Origin of the sequence: Microvirga vignae (assembly GCF_001017175.1) — a bacterium.
Classification (GTDB): Bacteria; Pseudomonadota; Alphaproteobacteria; order Rhizobiales; family Beijerinckiaceae; genus Microvirga; species Microvirga vignae.
Genome location: NZ_LCYG01000003.1, coordinates 69,593 through 91,442 on the forward strand (window position 1 = coordinate 69,593; position 21,850 = coordinate 91,442).

Sequence of the window (21,850 nt, forward strand, 5' to 3'; positions counted from 1 at the left end):
TCGTCAAGGATTGACCGGCGCCCCCTGCCTCTGGTTCGCTGGCAACTTGCTGATTCATGCAAAGGATGTCCCATGCCCATCATCAACCGCGTTGCCGATCTGGCCGACGAGATCACGGCCTGGCGCCGGGATTTCCACGAGAATCCCGAGCTCGAATACGACGTGCATCGCACCGCCGGGATCGTGGCCGAGAAGCTGAAGAGCTTCGGCTGCGACGAGGTGGCGACCGGCATCGGCCGCACGGGCGTGGTCGGCGTCATCAGGGGACGTGTCAATTCATCCGGCAAGGTGATCGGCCTTCGCGCGGACATGGACGCGCTGCCGATCATGGAAGCCACCGACCTGCCCTACAAATCGAAGGCGCCGGGCAAGATGCATGCCTGCGGCCATGACGGCCACACGGCGATGCTGCTGGGAGCGGCGAAGTATCTGTCTGAGACGCGCAATTTCGACGGCACGGCGGTCGTGATCTTCCAGCCGGCGGAAGAAGGCGGCGGTGGCGGCGACGCCATGGTGAAGGATGGCCTCATGGAGCGCTTCGGCATCCAGGAGGTCTACGGCATGCACAATTGGCCGGGCGTGCCTGTCGGCCATTTCGCCATGCGCACGGGCCCCACCATGGCGGCGGCCGATCGCTTCACGATCACCATCGAAGGCAAGGGCGGCCATGCGGCCTACCCGCACAAAGGCATCGATCCCATCGTCACGGCGGCGCATGTGATCACCGCCTTGCAGTCTGTCGCCTCGCGCGGCGTCGATCCGCTGGAATCGGTGGTCGTCTCCGTCTGCACCATCAAGGCAGGCGACACCTTCAACGTGATCCCGCAGACGGCAACGCTGCTCGGCACCGTGCGCACGCTCTCGCCCACCATTCGCGAACTCGCCGAAACGCGCATCCGCACCATCGTCGAGAGCACCTGTGCGGCTTTCGGCGCGACGGCGACCATCCAGTACAACCGCGGGTACCCGGTGACGGTGAACGATGCGGAGAAAACCGAGTTCGTCGCTTCCGTTGCGAAAGCCGTCGCGGGCGAGAGCGCGGTGGAGACGAACTTCCCGCCCGAGATGGGCGCGGAGGATTTCTCCTACATGCTGGAGAAGCGCCCCGGCGCCTACATCTTTGTCGGCAACGGCGATACGGCAGGCGTGCATCACCCGGCCTACGACTTCAACGATGCCGCCACGCCCTATGGCGTGTCGCTCTGGGCGAAGATCATCGAAACCGGAATGCCGGCTCGCTAGAGCCTCGGCTCATCACTAGAGCTGATTCCATGCCAATGGAATCAGCTCTAGTCCTTGTTGGAGCAGGCGAGCAGCCCCTCCAGGTCGATATAGTGGCCCGCGCGATCCCGCTTGGCGGCGAGATAGCTCACGTTCTCCGCCGTCGGGCGCCCCAACACGCGGTGGTCGGAGATCACCTCAAGACCAGATTCCGAAAGCGCCCGGATCTTCTCCGGATTGTTGGTCATGAGACGCACTGCGCTCACGCCGAGTTTCTTCAGCATCACGGCGGCGAAATCGAAACGGCGCTGATCCGCCTCGAATCCCAAGACCTCATCGGCCTCGTAGGTGTCGTAGCCTTGTGACTGGAGCTTATAGGCGCGGATCTTGTTGGCGATGCCGTTCCCGCGTCCTTCCTGATCGAGGTAGAGCAGGATGCCGCCCTCGTTGTTCGCCATGAACCGCACGGTCTCGCGCAGCTGGTCGCCGCAATCGCATTTGAGGCTGCCGAAGAGATCGCCCGTGAGACAGGCGGAATGGAGCCGCACGGTCACGGGCTTGGAGAGATCCGGCCTACCGACGATGATCGCCACCTGATCGCGCAATCCCTCGCCTCCGCGGAACACCACGAACTCGCTGGTGGGCGCACCTTCGAGCGGCACCGGCGCGCGGCTGACGAGGGAGAGATCCGCCGCCTTGGCACGGCGATAATCGCGAATGGCTGTCCCTGAGACGCGCACCAGGGAGGGATCGATTTCGATACCGTCGGACAGAGGCACCACGATCACGGCGGGCAGAACCAGGGAGAGGCGGGCGAGCTCCAGCGCCTCCTCGCCCAGGCCGCAGGCTGGCCGGACCGGCGCGTCGATGCGGCTATCGAGCTTGAGGGCCAGAGCTTCGATCCGCTCCCGCTCCACGACCGGCAGAGCCACACGTCCGGGCACGTCCCGGTCGAGCCCCAGACGGCGCAGGCGTGCGGCCGGCAGCACGAGATGGGCACGGCCGCCGGCCACGGCCTCGATCTCGGCGGTCCTGGCCTCGTCCAGATCCTCGACGCCGACCACGAGGGCGCTGCCCTCGGCCCCATCGACCACGACGGGACGGGCGCTGCGGAACTCCATGATCGCCCGCTCGACCGAGGTCGTGGCGGGATTGTCGGACAGGCTTAAAGTGAGGCGCATCATCGATGAACTCAGGGAAAGGCCCTTTTCGTGATGGAGATTTTGGGCACCTGGCTGCTTAAAGCCAAGCTTGCCGCTTGGAGGCACCTTATCACAGGCGGGCCTGGAACCCTAATCCTGGAGACGGGATGGCTGCCATGCCGTATCAACAGGCCCGCTCGACGGGGCCACTCAGCCGAGCTATCTGTGCCGTTCGATACGGCTCAGACAGTTTTCTCAGAGATGGTTTTGATGGCCCGCACGCTCCTCCCCCGGTTTCTCGCTCTCGGTTTCTTTGGCCTCACCTCCCTGGCGCAGGCCGCCACCCTCGACGGCCTGGCCGTTCAGGTCACCAATACGAGCGAGCCGGTGCTCTGCGCCGAAAAGGACAATGTGGCCGTCAATTTCTCCTCTCCGCAAGTGAAGAGCTTCAGGATCGAGGCGGTGCACCCGGCCTATATGGGCAGCCTTAAACAGGACCGCTGGGAGCCGGATTGGACGGCGTGCGAGGATATCTCGGAGGCGACCTCCACGAAGCCGCATCCGGTGATGCATACGCTCTTCGAGGACGATCAGGTTCGCATCATGGGCCTCTCCTTCAGCGAGTTCTGGCGCCCGAGCGACACCACGGTGACCATCAGCGGCAAGGTTTCGCGCGACATCCACCTGCTGCAGCTTCTGAAGAAGCACAAAGACAAGGCGGAGGAGGTGATCGCCCTATATCCGGGAGACGGTTATTGGCGCATCAAGCCGTTGCCGCCGCAGCATCTGGAATGGACGGCCTATGGCTCGTCCTTCATCGTCGGCCCCGTGGAGTTCGATCAGCGCCCGGTCGCCAACCTGAAGGATGTGGCTTTCGATCCAAAGACCATGAGCTTCACGCTCACCCTCGCCAAAGGCGGCAAGGCCCATGTGACGGTCGCCAATCTCAACGAGGAACGCATGACGCTCGACGTGAGCTTCGATCAGGCGGTCACCGGCGTACCTTTCGCCACGCTGCGCTCCATGTACGTGACGGAGTTCAACGCGGATGTGGCGCGCATCGCCGTGCGCGAGGAGAAGGTCCGCTCCTGGCGCGAGGAGATGATCATGAATTTCCGCGACGCCATGGCGACCGATGCGTGGATGGGACGGCTCGTGCCCTCCCGCCACAACACCAGCGCACCGGACATGATGTTCAACCGTTTCCGCGCGGAGCCGGCTCACTAGAGCATCGGAACGATCCCAAAAGTGGACTTGCACTTTTGGGATCGTTCCGATGCTCATTCTTGAGAGGAGCGCATCGTGCGGAAAACCGGGTCCACTTTTCCGCACGATGCGCTAGAACTGATCCCGCGTCAGCGGGATCAGTTCTTTTCTTTGCCGAGACGCATCTTTTGACGGCGAACCGGATCCACTTCGCCGAAAAATGCTCCAGCGCCAAACCACCGACCGATCGCAGCAGAAGGCCGCCCATCGATCAGCATGAGGCCGGCTGCGATCAGCGCCATGCCCGCCATGTGTCGCACTTCCAGTGTCTCGCCGAGAAGCAGGACACCGAAGAGAATGGCGCTGACCGGAATGAGGAAGGTCACGAGACCCACATTCGTCGCCCCTGCACGTGCGAGCAGGCGAAAGAAGATGAGGTAGGCAACCGCCGTCGAGACGAGCGCGAGCGCAAGAAGCGACAGAACGGTCGCCATGCTCGGCATGTGCAGCGTCCAGGGCCTGTCGACGATGAAGCTCACGGGCAAAAGAATGCAGCTCGATGCCGTGACCTGCCCGGCCGCGGCAACGAGCGGCGGAATGCCGAGTGTCTTGAAGCGGCGCCCGAACACGCCGGAAAAGCCGTAAGACAATGCTGCGCCCAGCACGGCGAGCTGTGCCAGCACGTTGGTGTTCAGCGATGTGAGCGCAGCAGAGCCGATCATCACCGCGACGCCGATGAAGCCGACGATCACCCCGCCGAGGCGCGAGCCGGTGAGCTTTTCATCGCTGGTCAGGTAATGTGCCACGACGACCGTGAAGAGCGGCGTGGTGGCGTTGAGGATCGAGGCGAGGCCGCTCGCGATGTGGCTCTGACCCCAGACGATCAGGCTGAAGGGAATCACATTGTTGAGGATGCCCATGCCGAAAAAGGCAGCCCAGGCCCGGCGCTCGCGCGGCAGGCGCATGCCCATGGCGCGGAGCACGATCTGCAGGGTCAGCGCAGCCAGCGACACCCGCAGCGCCACGATGACGAGCGGCGGCAATTCACGCACGGCCACGCCGACGAACAGGAAGGAGCCGCCCCAGATGACGGAGAGAAGCCCGAGCAGCGCCCAATCGGACGCTGCGATGGTCTTTTGGATGGGCGCTTGTGTCATGAGGCTATCCCGAATGATTGGGGTATCTCATGCCATGGAAGAGAGCCGTCCGCGACCCGATTTCTGTGATGAAAGTCATCAGCCAGCGGCTTCCATATTAGATCACCGAACAGAACACATTGCTTTTCCCCCTTGCGTAGAGGGGTGGGGATGGTTCGACCGGGTGAGAGATTGAACGAGATCGCTTCCCGTCATCCGCGGCCTTGGACCGCTCTGGTTTCCGAGACGTGGATGGCCGGGTCAAGCCCGGCCATGACGAGGTGGGCCATGAGGCGATAAAACGAATGCGGCCATGGTGCGAGGGGAACAGCACTCAGTCCGACATGAAGCTCTCTCCGTCATCCCCGGGCTTGTCCCGGGGATCCACGTCTTTGAAGATACTGTTCAAAGACGTGGATGGCCGGATCAAGTCCGGCCATGAGGCGGGAGGGCTGTCGTGCTCTCGATATCAGAGATGCGCTCCGACTTTCTGCCCCCAGTCGGCATAGGCCACCGCGGAAAGATTTGATTTACGAAGGTTGTGAATTGTTCCGGACCTTTACGGCTCGTTCATCCCTTGGGTCGAACTTAGAGGCCTCACCCGTCCCTGGAAGCCTCCAGCATGAACCCGCAGAGCTCTCGCCACCCGTCCTACAGCGCCGGCGACCATCGTTATGGCCAATCGCGCAGCTCCGTGCGGTCGAGCTTCTGCATCATGCCGCATAGGCCCCGGCCGGAGCGCAATGCCAGCTTCATCTTCGGCCGTTCGGATTCGCGCATCCGCCCGCTGCTGAACCAGGCGGAGCGGAACCGAATGCATCTCTGGTCCATGGTCATCGCGCTGACCTCATCGGCAGCCGGCACGGCTCTTCTGCTGACGGCCATCCTGCGATGATTTCTCCTCAACGGAGAGGCCAGAAGACCATGATCAGCGGCGTTCCCACCACCACCACGATGAGTGAGAGCGGCAGGCCAAGCCGCCAATAATCGCCGAATCGATAGCCGCCGGGACCCATCACCAGAGTATTGCACTGGTGGCCGATGGGCGTGAGGAAATCGCAAGCCGCACCGATCGCCACCGCCATCAGAAACGCATCGGGCCGGAAACCGAGCTGCGTGGCAAAGCTCGCCGCGATGGGCGCCATCACGAGCACGGTCGCGGCATTGTTGAGGAACGGCGTCACCGCCATGGCCGCCACCATGATGAGCACGAGCGCCCCGGTGGGCGGCAGCATCTGCGCCGCCGATGACAGCCAGCCTGCGATCAGATCCGTACCGCCCGTGGTGCGGATGGATTCACTGACCGGGATAAGCGCACCGAGCATCACGATGATCGGCCATTCGATCGTCTCGTAAGCTTCACGAAGTGTCAGCGAACCGAAAAGAACGAGCAGCACGCCAGCGCCGAAGAAGGCGATGGAAACAGGGAGCACATTGAAGGCGACGAGCACCATCGTGACGCCGAGAATGGCGACCGGCACGAAGCTACGGCGCGCATTGCCGAGACGGATCTCGCGCTCGGCCAGGGGAAGGCAGCCGAGATCGCGCAATGTGTCCGGCAGCTTCTTGAGATTACCCTGCAGCACGAGCACATCGCCGGGGCGCAGGGTGATGGTGCGAAGACGCTCCTTGAAGCGCTCGCCGCTGCGGCTCACGGCAATGAGATTGACGCCAAAGCGCTCATAGAGACCGATCCGTTCGGATGACAAACCCGCGAGTACGGAGCTCGGTCCGACGATGGCCTCGATCACACCGATCTCGTCCGTTGCCTCGTCCGTTTCAGGCTGGCGGTGCTCGCGACTGAGCTTGAGGCCGGCGCGTGCGACGGTGCTTTCGAGCGCCTCGGATTCGCCCTCCAGCATGAGAAGATCGTTCTCGCGGATCCTGACATCCGGCAACGGGCTGGAGCTGCGCGTCTCGTTCCGGATGATGGCCGCCACCTTCACCTCGCCATTGGCGAGCTTGTGCAGGTCCGCCACCGTCTGCCCCACGACGTCGGATTCAGGGATGACCCGCGCCTCGGTGACGTAGTCCTTGATATTGAGTGCCTCGTCCAACGAGGCCGCGCCCTTGCGGCCTTTCGGCAGGAGCCGATAGCCGAAAGCCAGAAACCCCACGCCCGCCAGTGCGATGCCGACACCCACCGGCGTGAAATCGAACATGCCGAAAGGCTCGCCCAAAAGCTCACCTCTCACCCGCGACACGATGATGTTGGGCGAAGTGCCGACCAGCGTGACGATGCCGCCCAACAACGAACCAAAGGCCATGGGCATGAGGAAGCTGGAGGGCAGCGTGTTCGTGCGTCGCGCGATCTGGAACGCAACGGGGATCATCATTGCGAGCGCGCCGATATTCTTCACGAAAGCGGAGAGCACCGTCACGGCCGTGACCAGCACGATCACCTGACTCTGCTCACTGCGCAGATAGGGCGCCGCCCGGTTGAGAGCGGCCTCCAGCACGCCGGATTTCGCAACCGCCGCGCTCACCAGAAGCGCGCTTGCGACGATGATGACGATGTCGTCGCTGAATCCCGAGAACGCCTTGTCGGCGGGCACGATGCCGACCAGCACTGCCACCAGAAGCGACATGACCGCGACGAGATCGTACCGGAAGCGTCCCCAGACGAAGAGCGCCATCATCCCGGCGACGATGGCGAAGGAGAGCATTTGCTGATGGGTCATGAAGGGCGCGCGAAAGAGGAGAACCTCGTTCCTAACGCGCGACCGCCCTTCTTTGTGCCCGGCCCTTGGCGCGGGAAAGCCTGCCTTATTGCCCCAGCACGAGAGCCCAGTAGCGGCCGTAGCGGTTGTCGGCATCGGCACGGGCAAAGCCGATCCTGCTGGCCTGAGGCATCAGCAGATTGACGTTGTGGCCGGGGGAATTCTTCCACCGGCTGATGGTGCCATCGACGGAATCCGCCCCTGCCGAGAGATTCTCGGCCGCATAGCCCATGACGCCGAACTTATCCATGCGGCCCGCGAAATTGCCGTGGCTGAGCCTGCCGGCCGCCGCCACCACTCGCGCCTGGTATTCGGCCACCTCGTTGAGCTTCGGGTCGACCGTCACCGGGCTCAGGCCCCTGGAGACGCGGTAGGCGGAGATGAGTCTGGCGGCCTCCGCGGCATCCCTGGTGGAGCTGGCGAGAACGACGTCCCTATTGTTGAGCGCCGTATCGCCGGCGCAGCCCGCAAGCGCCAGAGCGATCAGGGCGGAGACGAAAAGAACACGCATGGAAATCCCCTTGGGGCGGCTTGAGACACCGCTCCTCTTGCAAAAAAGTCCCGTGGTGGTCATGTGGAAAAGCCATGACCCGATACGCTGAATGCCATGTTGCAGCCTGAGGGTCCAGACCGTCCCCTTGTCCCTTTCCGCGTCAGCTGAGCGCATGTCCCTGCCCTCCTCTTCCCCCCAGGCCGCCATCATCGGCGGAGGCCCTGCCGGCCTGATCGCGGCGGAAACTCTCGCGCGCGCAGGCGTCGCGGTGACCGTCTACGACCGGATGCCCTCGGTCGGGCGCAAATTCCTGATGGCCGGACGGGGTGGCCTGAACCTGACCCATTCCGAGGATTTCGAACGATTCGTGACCCGCTATGCGGAGGCTGAACCGATCTTGCGCCCCCTCATCGAAGCCTTCCGTCCGGAGGATCTGCGAGCGTGGTGCGAGGGTCTGGGAGAGGCAACCTTCGTGGGTTCGAGCGGACGTGTGTTCCCGAAGTCCTTCAAGGCCTCCCCTCTCCTGCGGGCCTGGCTGACGCGGCTGGAGGACTTGAGCGTGCGCTTTGCCCTGCGGCACACGTGGCAGGGCTGGGATGCGGAAGGAGCCCTGATCTTCACCGATGCCGCAGGCCGGATTGTCAAACGTGAGCCGGACGCGACCATCCTGGCTCTCGGCGGAGCGAGCTGGCCCCGACTCGGCTCGGACGGCTCCTGGGTCGGCAGGCTTCACGGCAAGGATATCGCCGTCGCGCCCTTACGCCCGGCCAATATGGGCTTCCTCCTGCCCTGGTCCGAGGTGATGCGCAGCCGCTTCGAGGGCGAGCCCTTGAAGCGAATCGCCCTCACCTTCGAGGATGTGACGGTGAAGGGCGAGGCGATCATCACGGCGGACGGCATCGAGGGCGGCGCGGTCTATGCCCTGTCCGGCCGTCTGCGCAACGCCATCGAGCGACAGGGCAGCGCCACGCTGCTCCTGGATCTGCGGCCCGACCTCTCCCTGGAGACCCTCACGAAGCGCCTGAGCGCCCCCCGCAAGGGCCAGTCCGCCTCCACCTTCCTGCGCAAGGCGGCGGGTTTGAGCCCGCCGGGCATCGCCCTGTTGCGCGAATCGGCACCCCAGCTGCCGGTGGAGCCCGATGCCCTGGCCCGGCTCATCAAGGCCGTGCCCCTGACGCTCAGCGGAGCGAAATCCTTGGGAAGGGCCATTTCCACAGCAGGCGGCGTACCTTTTGGCGAACTCGACCGGAATCTCATGCTCAGGCGGATGCCTGGGGTCTTCGTGGCGGGCGAGATGCTGGATTGGGAGGCCCCGACCGGCGGCTACCTGCTCCAGGCCACCTTCGCCACCGGCCTTGCGGCGGCCAGAGGCGTGCTTTCCTTCCTGCGGATTCCCGATGCCGCATTGACCTCGAATCCGGCATCGGCCACACGGCATCCGTGATCGACCCGCGCAAGATTCTCCACGACGTTTTCGGCTTTCCCTCCTTCCGCGAAGGACAGGAGGAGATCGTGCGCGCCGTTTTGTCCGGCGAGGACGTGCTCGCCATTATGCCGACGGGCGCGGGCAAGTCGCTCTGCTATCAGCTGCCGACCCTTGCCCGGGAAGGCCTGACCCTGGTGGTCTCGCCGCTCATCGCGCTCATGCGCGATCAGGTGGCGGCTCTGCGCCATTTCGGCATCGAGGCGGGAAGCCTCAACTCCGCCAACGACCCGGACGAGAACCGCCGCGTGGTCGACTCCGTTCGGGACGGGCGCATGCGCATCCTCTATGCCTCGCCCGAGCGCCTGGCCAATACCGGAACCACCGAGTGGCTCGGCCGCTCCGGCGTGAACCTGCTCGCCATCGACGAGGCGCATTGCGTCTCGCAATGGGGCCACGATTTCCGTCCCGAATACGCCATGCTCGGCGATGTGCGCCGCCGTCTCGGCAATGTGCAGACCATCGCGCTCACCGCCACGGCCGACGTGGCAACGCGCGGCGACATCATGCATCGCCTGTTCGAGGAGGAGCCGCGCCTCTTCATCCACGGCTTCGACCGCCCGAACCTGCGGTTGGCCATGCAGGCCAAGGAGCATGCGCGGCGTCAGCTCTTCTCCTTCCTCGACAAGCACCGGCACGAGAGCGGCATCGTCTATTGCTCGTCGCGCGATGCCACCGAGAAGCTCGCCGATTCGTTGAGCCAGGCGGGTTATCGCGCGCTGCCCTATCACGCAGGCATGCCTCAAGGCGAGCGCGCCAAGAATCAGGACATCTTCCTGCAGGAGGACGGCGTGGTGATGGTCGCCACCGTCGCTTTCGGCATGGGCATCGACAAGCCGGACGTGCGCTTCGTCGCGCATGCGGCATTGCCGAAATCGATCGAGGCCTATTACCAGGAGATCGGCCGCGCGGGCCGCGATGGCGCACCCGCCGACACGCTGACCCTCTACGGCCTCGACGACATGCGCCTGCGCCGACTGCAGATCGAGGACAGCGATGCGGCGGACGAGCAGAAGCGCGTGGAGCGCCAGCGCCTCAACGCGCTTGTCGCTTTGTGCGAGGCACCGCGCTGCCGCCGCCAGACGCTGCTCGCCTATTTCGGCGAGACCACCGAGCCCTGCGGCAATTGCGATCTGTGCATCGAAGGCGTCATGTCCTTCGACGGCACCATCGAGGCGCAAAAGATTCTCTCAGCCATCGTCCGCACGGGCGAGCGGTTCGGCACGGAGCACCTCATCAGCATCCTCGTGGGCGACGGGACGGAGCCGATCCTTCGTTTCGGTCACGACAAGCTCAAGACCTTCGGCGTCGGGAAGGACCGTTCCAAGAACGAATGGCGCTCGCTCCTGCGCCAGATCTACGCGGCTGGCCTCGTCAGCCTGGAGCTCGCCGAATACGGCCGCTGGACCCTGACCGACAAGGGCGTCGCCGTGCTGAAAGGTCAGGAGCGGATCGAACTGCGCTCCGATGTCCTCATGAAGCCTGCCGATCGTCGTCGCCGTCGCTCGCGCGTCGAAGCGGAAGCCATCGTGCCTTCCGACGATCCGCTGCTCCTCGATCTCAAGGCGCTGCGCACGCGCTTGGCGAAGGAAGAGGGCGTGCCTGCCTACGTGATCTTCTCCGACCGCAGCCTCATCGACATGGCGGCGAAGCGCCCCACCACCGCGCGCGCCTTCGGCGAGATCCACGGCGTCGGCCAGGCCAAGCTCGATCGCTATGCCGACGCCTTCCTCGAAGTGCTGAAGGCACACGCGGCTTAGGCGTTTCTGCCGTCATGGCCGGGCATGGCCCGGCCATCCCGCTTGGAAAAGCGCAGCGCTTCACGGATCGAGATCACCGGCACAAGGCCGGTGATGACGTGAGGGATATTCCTTAGGCCGCATACGCCTTAAGTAGCCACCTCGATCCACCGCCCCTCGTGCGCGCTGCGCGCCATGGCATCGACCGTTCGCTCGATGCGGATACCATCCTCGAACTCAATGAGGTGCGCCTTCTCACCCGCAAGGCGCCGGATGAGTTCGCGGCATTCGATGATTTTCAGATCGTTGAAGCCGAGGCCGTGACCGGGTGCGGGGATGAACCTGTCATAAGGAGGATGCTGTGGCCCGGTGAGGATGGTGCGGAAGCCTTGTGTCTCCCTCGAGCCATCGACCGTATAGAGCTGCACCTCGTTCATGCGCTCCTGATCGTACACGATGGTGCCTTTCGAGCCGAAGATCTGCACGAAGATGCGGCCCTTCCGCCCCCAGGCGGAACGATTGAGGGAGAGCACACCGGAGGCGCCGTTCTCCAGCTCCATCAGCACGGTCGTAATGTCGTATGTTTCCACGACACGGCGGCCGCCTTCCTGCAAAGGGCGATCCGGGTAGGGCTTCGCCATATGGCCGCATACGCGACGCACACCGCCGAGCAGCACCCGCAGAAGACTCAAAGGATGGACGCCGAAATCGTCGAGCGCGCCGTACCCTGAGGACGCCTCGCTCTTCCAATAGAAGAAATCCTCGGGATTGGCCATGAAGTCCTCGTCCATCTCGAGGCGCACATGATTGACTTCGCCGATCTGCCCCTCGTCGAGAATGCGGCGGATCAGGCGCGTGGCCGGGTTCTGGATGTAGTTGTAGCCAAGTGCCGCGACCCTGCCTGAGGCACGCGCGGCAGCCAGCATGCGCTCCGCATCCTCCAGCCTCGTCGCCATGGGCTTTTCGCACCACACATGCTTGCCGGCCTCCAGCGCCGCAATCGCCATCTCGGGATGGAAGGCATTGGGTGTGGTGATCGAGACCACGTCGATATCAGGATCGTTCACGAGCGTGCGCCAGTCGCCGGTGGCGCGCTCGAATCCGAGCTCCCGCGCCTTTCTCTCCGCGAGATCCTGCGAGGCCTCCGCCAGCACCGCAAGTCGTGGGCGGGGAACGTCGCCGAACACGGAAGCGACCGCGTTCCAGGCGAGCGCGTGGCACTTGCCCATGTAGCCCGTGCCTATGAGGCCGATGTTCAGAGACTTCATTCGCCATGCTCCCGAAAACAACAACAACCCATTGCTCTCACCTTGAGAGTCCCCCGTCATGGCCGGGCATGGCCCGGCCATCCCGCTTGGAAAAGCGCCGCGCCTCAAGCCATTGGGATCACCGGCACAAGGCCGGTGATGACGTGCAGAGGCATGGATGATGCGCAGCGCATGATGAACCTGCCATTCACGATGAGGCGGTGCTCATCGATGCGCCTACACCATCCCGCCGAGCTCCGCCGATACGGCCTGCAGTTCCTTACCACCAGCCATGAGGTTCTGCAGTTCGTCGATGGCGATCTCGGACTTCGCGTAGGTGCCGAGCGTCTTGCCGCGGTTGAGCACCGTGAAACGGTCTCCCACCGCATAGGCATGACGCACGTTGTGCGTGATGAAGATCACGCCGAGGCCCTTCTGCCGCACCTGATGGATGTATTTCAGCACCATGGAGGTCTGCGCGACGCCGAGCGCGGAAGTTGGCTCGTCGAGGATCAGCACCTTCGCGCCGAAATAGACGGCGCGGGCGATCGCCACGCATTGCCGCTCGCCGCCGGACAATGTCCCGACTGCCTGATGCGGATCGCGCACGTCGATGCCGATCTTGTGCATCTCGTCGCGGGTCACGGCATCGCAATGGTCGAAGTCAACATAGCGGAACGGCCAGACGCCCTTCACCGGCTCGCGCCCCATGAAGAAGTTGCGCGTCACCGACATCAGCGGGATCATGGCGAGGTCCTGATAGACCGTGGCGATGCCGGCATCGAGCGCATCGCGTGGGCTTGAAAAGGTCACGTGCCGGCCTTCCACCAGGAACTCGCCCGAGGTCGGCTTGTGAACGCCGGAGAGAGTCTTGATCAGCGTCGACTTTCCCGCGCCGTTGTCGCCGAGCAGGCACATCACCTCGCCACGATGGACGGAGAGCGACACGCCCGAGAGCGCGATCACGGAGCCGAAATGCTTGACGAGGTTGCGGATCTCGATGATCGGAGCTTGTCTGTCCATCAGCGTTCTCCCGTCACCTTGCGGCGGATGAAGTTGTTGAATAGAACCGCCAGCAGCAGCATTGCCCCTAAGAACACCTGGAACCAATCCGAGTCGAAGCGGGTGTACGTGAGGCCGATCGAGACCATGCCGAAGATGATCGCCCCGAAGAACGCGCCGATGGCCGAGCCGTAGCCGCCCGTGAGCAGACAGCCGCCGATCACGGCCGCAATGATGGCCTCGAACTCCTTCTGGAACCCGCGTCGCGCATCGGTCGAGCCCGCATCGAGCACGGTCAGAATCGCCACCAGCGCCGCGGCGCAGGCGGTGAGCATGAAGAGGCCGGTTTTCACGCGATCCACCGGCACGCCGGAATTGCGCGCGGCATTGGCGTCACCGCCTGCGGCGAAGATCCAGTTTCCGGCGCGGGTGCGCAGCAGAATCCAGGTGGCGAGCAGCGCGAAGCCGATGAACCAGAGAATGGAGACCGGAACACCAGTGACCGTGGGGGTTCCGTTCGGGAATTTTGCGATGAGGTCGTTGGCGGCGAGCCAGGAGAAAAGACCCTCGAGCGCAGTCCCCGAGAAGATCTCGCGGACAAAATCCTCGTTCGATTGCGCGCCGATGCCGCGCATCTGCGTGGAGCCGCCGGTCGCCCATTTCAGACCCACGAGAGAAAGTCCGCGCAGGATGAAGAGGAAAGCGAGCGTGACGATGAAGGAGGGCAGTCGTGTGCGAATGACGAGCTGCCCGTTCAACCCACCGAGAATCGCCGCCACCACGAAGGTCGCCGCAATCGCCAGCAGAAGCGGCAAACCGCTGAGCGTGACGAAGGCGCCGAAGACGAGACCCGTGAAGGCGACCATGGAGCCGATGGAGAGATCGAACTCGCCGCCGATCATCAGCAGCGCCGCGGCGATCGCGAGAATGCCGAGCTGCGAAGCAGGCGAGAGAATGTTCATGATGCCCGCCAGCGTGAACATCGACGCATCGGCGGTGGAGATAAAGAAAATCGCAACGAGGATCAGACCGGCGAGTGCGCCGAGCTCAGGGCGGCGCATGATCTTCGTCAGGAGGGAGACCTCCTTGAGGCGCTCGTCCTGAATCTTCTTGATCGCAGGAGCCGGAGACAGATCGGCGGTCGGCTGGGTGGTGTTCACCATGGAAAGCCTCCCTTTGAAAATGATCACGTGAAAAAAGCCCGCGATCCAGCGCGACCGCGGGCTTCGATGAGGCTTTAGCGAATGCCCTTTGCGGACAGATCGATCACCTGATTGGCCTTTTCCTTCGTGATCAGGTTCGGGCCGGAAGGCACGTTGCCGCCGGGCATCAGGCCGTATTTCGCGTTGAGCGCGAGGAACGCCACAGGCAGATAGCCCTGCAGATATTGCTGCTGGTCGATGGCGAAGACCGCCTCGCCCGCAGCGACCGACTTGAGGAAGCCGGCGGACAGATCGAAGGTGGCGACGCGAACGGCCCCCGTCTTGCCGGCATCCTTCACGGCCGCAACCGTCGGCTCGCCCGCCGTGCCTGCGCCGAGCGCCAGGACCGTATCGACCGAAGCATCGGCAGCGAGCGCCGCCTTCACCTTGGCGCGCACATCCGCCGGGTCATTGGTGACCGGCAGCACGGTGACCTTGCCGCCGAAGCCATCGGTGAAGCCCTTGCAGCGCAGATCCAGCGAGACGTTGCCGACTTCCTGGTTCACGCACAGACCGACCTTGCCGCCCAGTTCTTTGAGCTTCGCGCCGGCAATGCGTCCGGCCTCGACTTCGTCCTGGCCCACATGGAGCATCGCGCCGAGCTTCTTCGATACGTCTGAGCCGGAATTCATGGAGATCACCGGAATGCCGGCAGCCACCGCCTTCTGAATCGACGCGGTGAGCGCCGAGGCATCAGGGATCGAAACGACGAGGCCCGCGGGCTTCTGGTTCACGGCGGCGTCGATGAGCTGGCTCATCGACACCATGTCGAAGGTCTCGGGCGCGCGGTAGTCAACCTGGACGTTCATGTCCTTGCCGGCTTCGGCGACGCCGTTCTTCACCACCGACCAGAACGGGTCATTGGCCTGGCCGTGGGTGACGACGATGATGCGGCTGCTCTGCTGGGCCGCGACGGGGCTTAAGGCTGCGACGGTCAGGGCGGCGGCGGCAACGAGACCGGTCAGATAAGATTTCATGTGTTCCTCCCAAAAGGGTTCTCATTCGAGCACCGCGGCCGGAGTCCGGGCGGTGTAGGCAGCGGCCTCAAATGCCGCGCATGAGTTCGCAGAGGATGAACAAATGACTTGAGGTCAGCGAATCACCCTCTTGTGGCCTTTCCTCTGCCGCTCCGGTCGTTCATAGAGATGGAACGCCAGAACCTTTTTGTTTATAGAGTAGAATATTCATTCCATTTTCCGTGGATCGGTGTCAAGGTCCTCGTCTGAGATTCAAGGTAGACGCATGGAGACCGGGAAAAGCACGGAAGCGGCAGAAACTGCCACAGAAGCGCCAGAGGATTACGAGGGCCTGCGGGCATTGCTGCTCAGCCGCCGGGAGACGATGCCGAAGCGCCTCAAGCAGCTGGCGGCCTTCGCCATGGAGCATCCTGAGGAACTGGCCTTCGGCACGGTGGCCGGCATTGCCGAGCATGCAGGCGTGCAGCCCTCGACCCTCGTGCGCTTTGCAAAAAGCCTCGGCTATGACGGCTTCTCTCACCTCCAGCAGATCTTTCGCGACCGCCTGCGCGAGCGCTTTCCTGATTACCGTGAGCGCCTGCGCGTCCTGCGCGACCTGGAAGGCGACCACGTTCATGCGGCCTCCCTTCTCGAAGGCTTTGCCAACGCGGCCGCAATCTCGCTCGAGAAGATGCGCGACTCGGTGCGTCCGGAAGAACTCTCCCGTGCCATCGAGACCCTGGCGAAGGCCGACACGATCTATCTTCTCGGCGCGCGCCGGGTGTTCCCGATCGCAGCCTATTGCGCCTATGCCTTCGGCAAACTCGGCGTGCGCGCGATCCTGATCGACCACGTGGCGCAGCTCGGCCCCGAGCAGCTCGCCACCGCCACCGAGCGCGATGCGGTTCTCGCCATCAGCTTCACGCCTTATGCGCCGGTGACCGCCGACCTCGCGGCAGCCGCCGCGCGGAACAACATCCCGGTGGTGGCGATCACGGATTCAGCCTTCAGCCCGCTGGTGTCGAGCGCGGATGTGTGGCTCGAAGTGGCGGAGGCGGATTTCGGGGCTTTCCGCTCCTTATCGGCCTCCTTTGCGCTTGCGATGGCGCTCGCTGTGGGGACGGCAGAGAAGCGGGCCGAAAGCTGACCAAGACATCATCCCGGACGAGACGCATTGAAGATCCCGGTCGTGGATGCGGCGTGGGAAACGTGGATCCCCGGAACAAGTCCGGGGATGACAGTGCCAGGTTCCGAAAACGATCCCGGGTTTTGCTTCGCAGCCCGGGATGCCGCCTGGCATCAAACCCTCACCGGCTTTCCGGTTTGCGCCGATTCCGTCGCCGCGTCGGCCAGGCGTTGGGCCATGAGGCCGTCGCGCCCCGTGGGATTGCACGGCTTGCCGTCGCGGATCGCGTTCAGGAACGTGGTGAGCTCGTCACGGTAGGCCTCCGCATAACGCTCCAGGAAGAAGTCCTGCACCGGATCGGCGGTGATGCCGGAAGCGTTTGCCACTTCCACCGTGGTGCGGTGGATGTTGCCCGCGCGAATCATGCCCTTCGAGCCATGGACCTCGATCCGCTGATCGTAGCCGTAAGTGGCGCGACGGGAGTTCGAGATCTGCACGATGCGGCCCTTGGCGGTCTTCAGCATCACGGCAGCCGTGTCCACGTCGCCCGCCTCGCCGATGGCCGGATCCACGAGGGAAGAGCCGACCGCGTGCACTTCCACCGGCTCGTCGCCGAGCAGCAGGAAGCGCGCCATGTCGAGATCATGGATCATCATGTCCCGGAACAGCCCGCCGGACGTCTTGATGTAGCTCACCGGCGGCGGGCCAGGATCGCGGGAAAGGATCGTCACGAGTTCCACCTCCCCCGCCTCGCCGTCCGCGAGACGACGGCGCAAGGAGGCGAAGTTCGGGTCGAAGCGGCGATTGAAGCCGATCATCAGCGGCGTGCCGGCCTTCTCGACGGTTGCAAGGCAGTTCTCGATGCGGGCGCTCGAAAGATCCACCGGCTTTTCGCAGAACACGGCCTTCCCGGCCTTCGCGCCGCGCTCGATGAGATCGGCATGGGTCGTGGTCGGCGTGCAGATGAGAATGGCGTCCACATCGGAGCGCTCGACGATGGAGTCGAGGGGCGCGACCTCGGCGCCTGTCTCCGCCGCCAGAGCTTCGGCGGCGGGAGCATGCGGATCGGCGACCGCCACGAGGCGGGCGTCGGGATGGTTGGCGCCGTTGCGCCCGTGAATACGACCGATGCGGCCAGCGCCCAGAACGGCGATCCTGATCATGCTTCCTCCGAAGTGTTTTGCCGGCTATTGAGAAATTTAGAATTGAAATTCCAGTATTAAATGCTAATAGAATAAACGTTCTATAACTGCAAGGGCCAGGAGACGGCCCAGACACGGTCTCTCGAGAAGACCGGCCGCGGGAGGAATAGCATGGAGCCAGCCCTGGATGTGATCACCATTGGCCGCGCCTCGGTCGATCTCTACGGTCAGCAGGTGGGTGGGCGGCTGGAGGATATGGCCTCCTTCTCGAAGGCGGTTGGCGGGTGTCCTGCGAACATTGCCATCGGTACGGCGCGTCTCGGCCTGAAATCGGGCCTCGTCACACGTGTGGGCGACGAGGCCATGGGACGCTTCATCCGCGAGCAGATGGAGCGCGAAGGCGTTTCCACCCAAGGCATCATCACGGATAAGCAACGCCTCACCGCTCTCGTGATCCTCGGCGTGCGGGACGAGGACTCCTTTCCCCTCATCTTCTATCGTGCCGATTGCGCCGACATGGCGCTCACCGAAGATGATATCGGCGAGAGCTTCATTGCCTCTGCCTCGGCAATCGTCGTCACCGGCACGCATTTCTCCCGTGAAAGCACCGCCGCCGCGCAGAAGAAGGCCATCCGCATTGCGAAGGCGAATGGCCGGAAGGTGGTCTTCGATGTGGATTATCGCCCCAATCTCTGGGGCCTCCTCGGCCATGGCGCCGGCGAGTCGCGTTACGTGCGCTCGGACAGTGTCACCGAACACCTGAAGCCCATCCTCGCCGATTGCGATCTCATCGTCGGCACGGAAGAGGAACTTCACATCGCGGGCGGCTCGGAGGACACGCTTGCGGCGATCCGCGCCATCCGTTCGATCTCGAAAGCCACCATTGTTTGCAAGCGCGGCCCCATGGGCTGCGTGGTGTTCCCCGGTGACATTCCTACCTCGCTCGATGACGGCATAAAGGGCCCCGGCTTTCCGGTCGAGGTCTACAATGTGCTGGGCGCAGGCGATGCCTTTCTCTCCGGCTTCTTACGCGGCTGGCTGCGGGATGAGAGGCTCGAAACCTGCTGTGCCTATGCCAATGCGAGCGGCGCCTTCGCCGTGTCGCGTCTCCTCTGCTCGCCCGAGATTCCGACCTTCCCCGAGTTGCAGCATTTCCTCAAAGAGGGAAGTCGTCACAAGGCTCTTCGCTTCGACGAAACAATCAACCACATCCATTGGGCGACCACCCGCCGGCCTCGATCCGACACGCTCATGGCGTTCGCCATCGATCACCGCATGCAGCTGGAAGCGATGGCAAAGGAAGTAGGCGCTTCGACCGAGCGTATTCCCGACTTCAAGGTCCTTGCCGTGCAGGCGGCCGCCAAAGTGGCGAATGGCCGTCCCGGCTTCGGCATGCTGATCGACGGCACCTATGGCCGTGAAGCTTTGTTCCGCGCAGCCGACCATCCGTTCTGGATCGGTCGTCCTGTCGAGCTGCCCGGCTCGCGTCCGCTCGATTTCGAAGACGGCGGCAGCATCGGCGCGAAGCTCGTGGAATGGCCCGTGGGCCACACCGTCAAATGCTTGTGTTTCTATCATCCCGACGATCCGCCGGAGCTTAAAGCGCACCAAGAACGCGAACTGATGCGCATCCACGATGCCGCGCGCCGCATCGGCCGCGAACTCCTGATCGAGATCATCGCGGGCAAGCACGGCGCGCTGATGGCCGATACGGTCTCTAGCATCGTTCAGCATCTCTACGATCTCGGCATCAAGCCCGACTGGTGGAAGCTCGAACCGCAGCAGGATAAGGCTGCCTGGAAAGCCATCGGCGCGGTGATCACGAAGAATGATCCTTATTGCCGCGGCATCGTGCTGCTCGGCCTCGAAGCACCGGAGGATGAGCTTGAAGCCGCCTTCGCCGCTGCGGCCAGCGAGCCTCAGGTGAAAGGTTTCGCGGTGGGCCGCACCATCTTCAACGATGCCGCGCGTCGCTGGCTGAAGGGCGAGGTCTCGGACGAAGCCGCCATTGCCGATATGGCAGGCCGATTCCAGCGTCTCGTCGATGCCTGGCAGCGCGTGTCCGGCCGAGCGAAAGCTGCTTAAGACCAAGGGCTGAGTCAACATTGGCTCCATCCTCTTCCTCCTGGAATAAAAGCTTGAGAACGCTGCCGACGTCACTCGGCGCATTTTGAGAGAAACGACCATGAGCACGATCCGCCTCACCATGGCGCAAGCCATCGCCCGGTTCCTCACCGCGCAGAAGACGGAAATCGGCGAACAAATCCTGCCTCTGTTCGGCGGCGTCTGGGCCATCTTCGGCCACGGCAACGTGGCGGGCATGGGCGAGGCGCTGCACGGCGTGCGCGACAAGCTCCCCACCTTCCGCGCGCACAATGAGCAGGGCATGGCCCATGCGGCGATTGCCTTCGCGAAAGCCTCGCGTCGCAGGCGCATGATGGCCTGCACCACCTCCATCGGCCCCGGCGCGACCAACATGGTGACCGCCGCCGCCGTCGCGCATGTCAACCGCCTTCCCGTTCTGCTTCTCCCCGGTGACGTGTTCGCCAACCGCAAGCCCGATCCGGTGTTGCAGCAGGTCGAGAGTTTTTCGGACGGTACGGTCTCGGCCAACGACTGCTTCAAGCCCGTCTCCCGATACTTCGACCGCATGACACGCCCTGAGCAGATCATTCCCGCGCTCCAGCGCGCGATGGCGGTCCTCACTGATCCGGCCGATTGCGGGCCGGTGACGCTCGCGCTCTGCCAGGACACGCAGGCGGAAGCCTACGACTATCCGGAGAGCTTCTTCGCGGAGAAAGTCTGGACACCACGCCGCATCCGCCCTGATGAGTCGGAGCTCGCTGAAGCCGCGAATCTCATCCGCAGCGCAAGAAAGCCCTTCATCGTGGCGGGCGGCGGCGTGCTCTATTCCGGTGCCGAGAAGGTGCTTGCAGAATTCGCACAAAGGCACGACCTCTTCGTCGGTGAGACGCAGGCCGGAAAGTCCAGTCTCCCTCATGATCATCAGGCCAATCTCGGCTCGGTTGGCGTGACCGGCACAGGCGCTGCGAATGCGCTCGCCGAAGAGGCCGATGTGGTGATTGCGGTGGGCACGCGCCTGCAGGATTTCACCACCGGTTCCTGGGCATTGTTCAAGAACCCGAACCGCCGCATCGTCGGCCTCAACGTGCAGGCGTTCGATGCCACGAAGCACAATGCACTGCCCGTCGTTGCCGATGCGCGTGTGGGTCTTGACGAGTTGAGCCAAGCGCTCGGCAGCTGGAAGGCGCCGGAGGCTTGGGTTGCGAAGGGCCGCGAGGAAAAAACCCGCTGGTTCGAATCTTCTGCCCGCTTCACCGACCCGACCAATGTGGAGCTTCCCTCCGACGCGCAGGTGATCGGCGCGGTGCAGCGCACCTCCTCCCCTACCGATGTCGTGGTCTGCGCCGCTGGCGGTCTTCCAGGTGAGTTGCACAAGCATTGGAAGGCGAGCAGCGCGCTCGGCTACCACATGGAATACGGCTATTCCTGCATGGGCTACGAGATTGCGGGCGGCCTCGGCGTGAAGATGGCCGATCCCACACGCGAGGTGATCGTGATGGTAGGCGACGGCTCCTATCTCATGATGAATTCGGAACTCGCCTCCTCCGTGATGCTCGACCAGAAGCTCATCGTGGTTCTGCTCGACAATCGCGGCTATGGCTGCATCAACCGTCTGCAGCGCGCAACGGGCGGCGAAAGCTTCAATAATCTGTTGCAGCACACGAACCACGTGACCCTGCCCGACATCGACTTCGCCGCTCATGCCGCGAGTCTCGGCGCGCAGTCGCTGAAGGTGAAGAGCATTGCCGAACTCGAGGACGCCCTGAAGAAAGCACGCTCTGCGGATCGCAGCACCGTGATCGTCATCGACACCGATCCGCTCATCTCCACAGACGAAGGCGGCCACTGGTGGGATGTGGCGGTGCCGGAAGTGTCGTCACGCGAGCAGGTGAAGACGGCGCGAAAAGATTACGAAACAGCTCTCGCTTCGCAGCGCGTGGGCGATTGATT

General features: G+C 63.7%; 17 protein-coding genes. 8 read left to right on the top strand and 9 right to left on the bottom strand.

Going from position 1 to position 21,850, the window contains the following annotated elements:
- The first annotated feature begins 72 nt into the window (after positions 1-72).
- Entirely contained in the window at positions 73-1,242 is a 1,170-nt protein-coding gene (locus tag AA309_RS00655) for a M20 aminoacylase family protein (RefSeq protein WP_047187051.1), read from the top strand.
- Positions 1,243-1,289: 47 nt separating this feature from the next.
- Here the strand turns inward: AA309_RS00655 and ribA are convergent, their stop codons facing one another.
- Positions 1,290-2,402 (bottom strand): GTP cyclohydrolase II RibA, encoded by a 1,113-nt coding sequence (ribA, locus tag AA309_RS00660; protein ID WP_047187083.1) that lies wholly within the window; start codon positions 2,400-2,402, stop codon positions 1,290-1,292.
- 231 nt (positions 2,403-2,633) lie between these two features.
- On the opposite strand from ribA, the gene AA309_RS00665 reads away from it, so the two are divergent.
- Complete coding sequence (locus AA309_RS00665; protein WP_047187084.1) at positions 2,634-3,590, top strand: hypothetical protein; 957 nt, start codon at positions 2,634-2,636, stop codon at positions 3,588-3,590.
- Positions 3,591-3,727: 137 nt separating this feature from the next.
- Here the strand turns inward: AA309_RS00665 and AA309_RS00670 are convergent, their stop codons facing one another.
- A complete protein-coding gene (locus AA309_RS00670) occupies positions 3,728-4,726 on the bottom strand; it encodes a DMT family transporter (protein ID WP_084730784.1) in 999 nt (332 codons plus the stop codon).
- A 601-nt stretch (positions 4,727-5,327) separates the two neighbouring features.
- Between AA309_RS00670 and AA309_RS00675 the strand changes: the two genes are divergently transcribed.
- Positions 5,328-5,600 (top strand): hypothetical protein, encoded by a 273-nt coding sequence (locus tag AA309_RS00675; protein ID WP_047187052.1) that lies wholly within the window; start codon positions 5,328-5,330, stop codon positions 5,598-5,600.
- A gap of 7 nt (positions 5,601-5,607) precedes the next feature.
- On the opposite strand, the gene AA309_RS00680 is transcribed toward AA309_RS00675, so the two are convergent.
- Both AA309_RS00680 and AA309_RS00685 read right to left on the bottom strand, forming a co-directional pair.
- Entirely contained in the window at positions 5,608-7,386 is a 1,779-nt protein-coding gene (locus AA309_RS00680; RefSeq protein ID WP_047187053.1) for an SLC13 family permease, read from the bottom strand.
- 85 nt (positions 7,387-7,471) lie between these two features.
- Complete coding sequence (locus tag AA309_RS00685) at positions 7,472-7,936, bottom strand: CAP domain-containing protein (RefSeq protein WP_047187086.1); 465 nt, start codon at positions 7,934-7,936, stop codon at positions 7,472-7,474.
- Positions 7,937-8,090: 154 nt separating this feature from the next.
- On the opposite strand from AA309_RS00685, the gene AA309_RS00690 reads away from it, so the two are divergent.
- Positions 8,091-9,362 carry a BaiN/RdsA family NAD(P)/FAD-dependent oxidoreductase gene (locus AA309_RS00690; RefSeq protein ID WP_047187087.1) on the top strand — a complete coding sequence of 424 codons (1,272 nt, stop codon included), beginning with the start codon at positions 8,091-8,093 and terminating at the stop codon, positions 9,360-9,362.
- The gene (recQ, locus tag AA309_RS00695; protein WP_084730785.1) at positions 9,359-11,161 is read left to right on the top strand and encodes a DNA helicase RecQ; all 1,803 of its coding nucleotides are present in this window, start codon (positions 9,359-9,361) and stop codon (positions 11,159-11,161) included. The genes AA309_RS00690 and recQ overlap by 4 nt, the downstream gene beginning before the upstream one ends.
- A gap of 128 nt (positions 11,162-11,289) precedes the next feature.
- Here recQ and AA309_RS00700 read toward each other — a convergent pair whose 3' ends face one another.
- The 4 genes from AA309_RS00700 to AA309_RS00715 all read right to left on the bottom strand — a co-directional run bounded on the left by AA309_RS00700 (position 11,290) and on the right by AA309_RS00715 (position 15,568).
- Complete coding sequence (locus tag AA309_RS00700; RefSeq protein ID WP_047187054.1) at positions 11,290-12,408, bottom strand: Gfo/Idh/MocA family protein; 1,119 nt, start codon at positions 12,406-12,408, stop codon at positions 11,290-11,292.
- Positions 12,409-12,624: 216 nt separating this feature from the next.
- A complete protein-coding gene (locus tag AA309_RS00705) occupies positions 12,625-13,410 on the bottom strand; it encodes an ATP-binding cassette domain-containing protein (RefSeq protein ID WP_200901914.1) in 786 nt (261 codons plus the stop codon).
- Positions 13,410-14,552, bottom strand: coding sequence for an ABC transporter permease (locus tag AA309_RS00710; RefSeq protein WP_244470211.1), 1,143 nt, complete (start codon positions 14,550-14,552; stop codon positions 13,410-13,412). Before AA309_RS00710 ends, AA309_RS00705 begins: the two co-directional genes overlap by 1 nt.
- Positions 14,553-14,626: 74 nt before the next feature.
- A complete protein-coding gene (locus AA309_RS00715) occupies positions 14,627-15,568 on the bottom strand; it encodes a sugar ABC transporter substrate-binding protein (RefSeq protein WP_047187055.1) in 942 nt (313 codons plus the stop codon).
- Positions 15,569-15,833: 265 nt separating this feature from the next.
- Between AA309_RS00715 and AA309_RS00720 the strand changes: the two genes are divergently transcribed.
- On the top strand, positions 15,834-16,694 hold the full coding sequence (locus AA309_RS00720; protein ID WP_047187056.1) for a MurR/RpiR family transcriptional regulator: 861 nt from the start codon (positions 15,834-15,836) through the stop codon (positions 16,692-16,694).
- Positions 16,695-16,846: 152 nt separating this feature from the next.
- Here AA309_RS00720 and iolG read toward each other — a convergent pair whose 3' ends face one another.
- Entirely contained in the window at positions 16,847-17,836 is a 990-nt protein-coding gene (gene iolG / locus AA309_RS00725; protein ID WP_047187057.1) for an inositol 2-dehydrogenase, read from the bottom strand.
- Positions 17,837-17,986: 150 nt separating this feature from the next.
- Between iolG and AA309_RS00730 the strand changes: the two genes are divergently transcribed.
- Together AA309_RS00730 and iolD are read left to right on the top strand one after the other, a co-directional pair.
- The gene (locus AA309_RS00730) at positions 17,987-19,900 is read left to right on the top strand and encodes a bifunctional 5-dehydro-2-deoxygluconokinase/5-dehydro-2-deoxyphosphogluconate aldolase (protein WP_047187058.1); all 1,914 of its coding nucleotides are present in this window, start codon (positions 17,987-17,989) and stop codon (positions 19,898-19,900) included.
- A 100-nt stretch (positions 19,901-20,000) separates the two neighbouring features.
- Entirely contained in the window at positions 20,001-21,848 is a 1,848-nt protein-coding gene (gene iolD, locus AA309_RS00735) for a 3D-(3,5/4)-trihydroxycyclohexane-1,2-dione acylhydrolase (decyclizing) (RefSeq protein ID WP_047187059.1), read from the top strand.
- Positions 21,849-21,850: the final 2 nt, after the last annotated feature.

Excerpts from the sequence above, each read along its gene's own strand:
- AA309_RS00655 (WP_047187051.1), top strand. The coding sequence starts at position 73 with ATGCCCATCATCAACCGCGTTGCCGATCTGGCCGACGAGATCACGGCC.
- ribA (WP_047187083.1), bottom strand. The coding sequence starts at position 2,402 with ATGCGCCTCACTTTAAGCCTGTCCGACAATCCCGCCACGACCTCGGTC.
- AA309_RS00665 (WP_047187084.1), top strand. The coding sequence starts at position 2,634 with ATGGCCCGCACGCTCCTCCCCCGGTTTCTCGCTCTCGGTTTCTTTGGC.
- AA309_RS00670 (WP_084730784.1), bottom strand. The coding sequence starts at position 4,726 with ATGACACAAGCGCCCATCCAAAAGACCATCGCAGCGTCCGATTGGGCG.
- AA309_RS00675 (WP_047187052.1), top strand. The coding sequence starts at position 5,328 with ATGAACCCGCAGAGCTCTCGCCACCCGTCCTACAGCGCCGGCGACCAT.
- AA309_RS00680 (WP_047187053.1), bottom strand. The coding sequence starts at position 7,386 with ATGACCCATCAGCAAATGCTCTCCTTCGCCATCGTCGCCGGGATGATG.
- AA309_RS00685 (WP_047187086.1), bottom strand. The coding sequence starts at position 7,936 with ATGCGTGTTCTTTTCGTCTCCGCCCTGATCGCTCTGGCGCTTGCGGGC.
- AA309_RS00690 (WP_047187087.1), top strand. The coding sequence starts at position 8,091 with ATGTCCCTGCCCTCCTCTTCCCCCCAGGCCGCCATCATCGGCGGAGGC.
- AA309_RS00700 (WP_047187054.1), bottom strand. The coding sequence starts at position 12,408 with ATGAAGTCTCTGAACATCGGCCTCATAGGCACGGGCTACATGGGCAAG.
- AA309_RS00705 (WP_200901914.1), bottom strand. The coding sequence starts at position 13,410 with ATGGACAGACAAGCTCCGATCATCGAGATCCGCAACCTCGTCAAGCAT.
- AA309_RS00710 (WP_244470211.1), bottom strand. The coding sequence starts at position 14,552 with ATGGTGAACACCACCCAGCCGACCGCCGATCTGTCTCCGGCTCCTGCG.
- AA309_RS00715 (WP_047187055.1), bottom strand. The coding sequence starts at position 15,568 with ATGAAATCTTATCTGACCGGTCTCGTTGCCGCCGCCGCCCTGACCGTC.
- AA309_RS00720 (WP_047187056.1), top strand. The coding sequence starts at position 15,834 with ATGGAGACCGGGAAAAGCACGGAAGCGGCAGAAACTGCCACAGAAGCG.
- iolG (WP_047187057.1), bottom strand. The coding sequence starts at position 17,836 with ATGATCAGGATCGCCGTTCTGGGCGCTGGCCGCATCGGTCGTATTCAC.
- AA309_RS00730 (WP_047187058.1), top strand. The coding sequence starts at position 17,987 with ATGGAGCCAGCCCTGGATGTGATCACCATTGGCCGCGCCTCGGTCGAT.
- iolD (WP_047187059.1), top strand. The coding sequence starts at position 20,001 with ATGAGCACGATCCGCCTCACCATGGCGCAAGCCATCGCCCGGTTCCTC.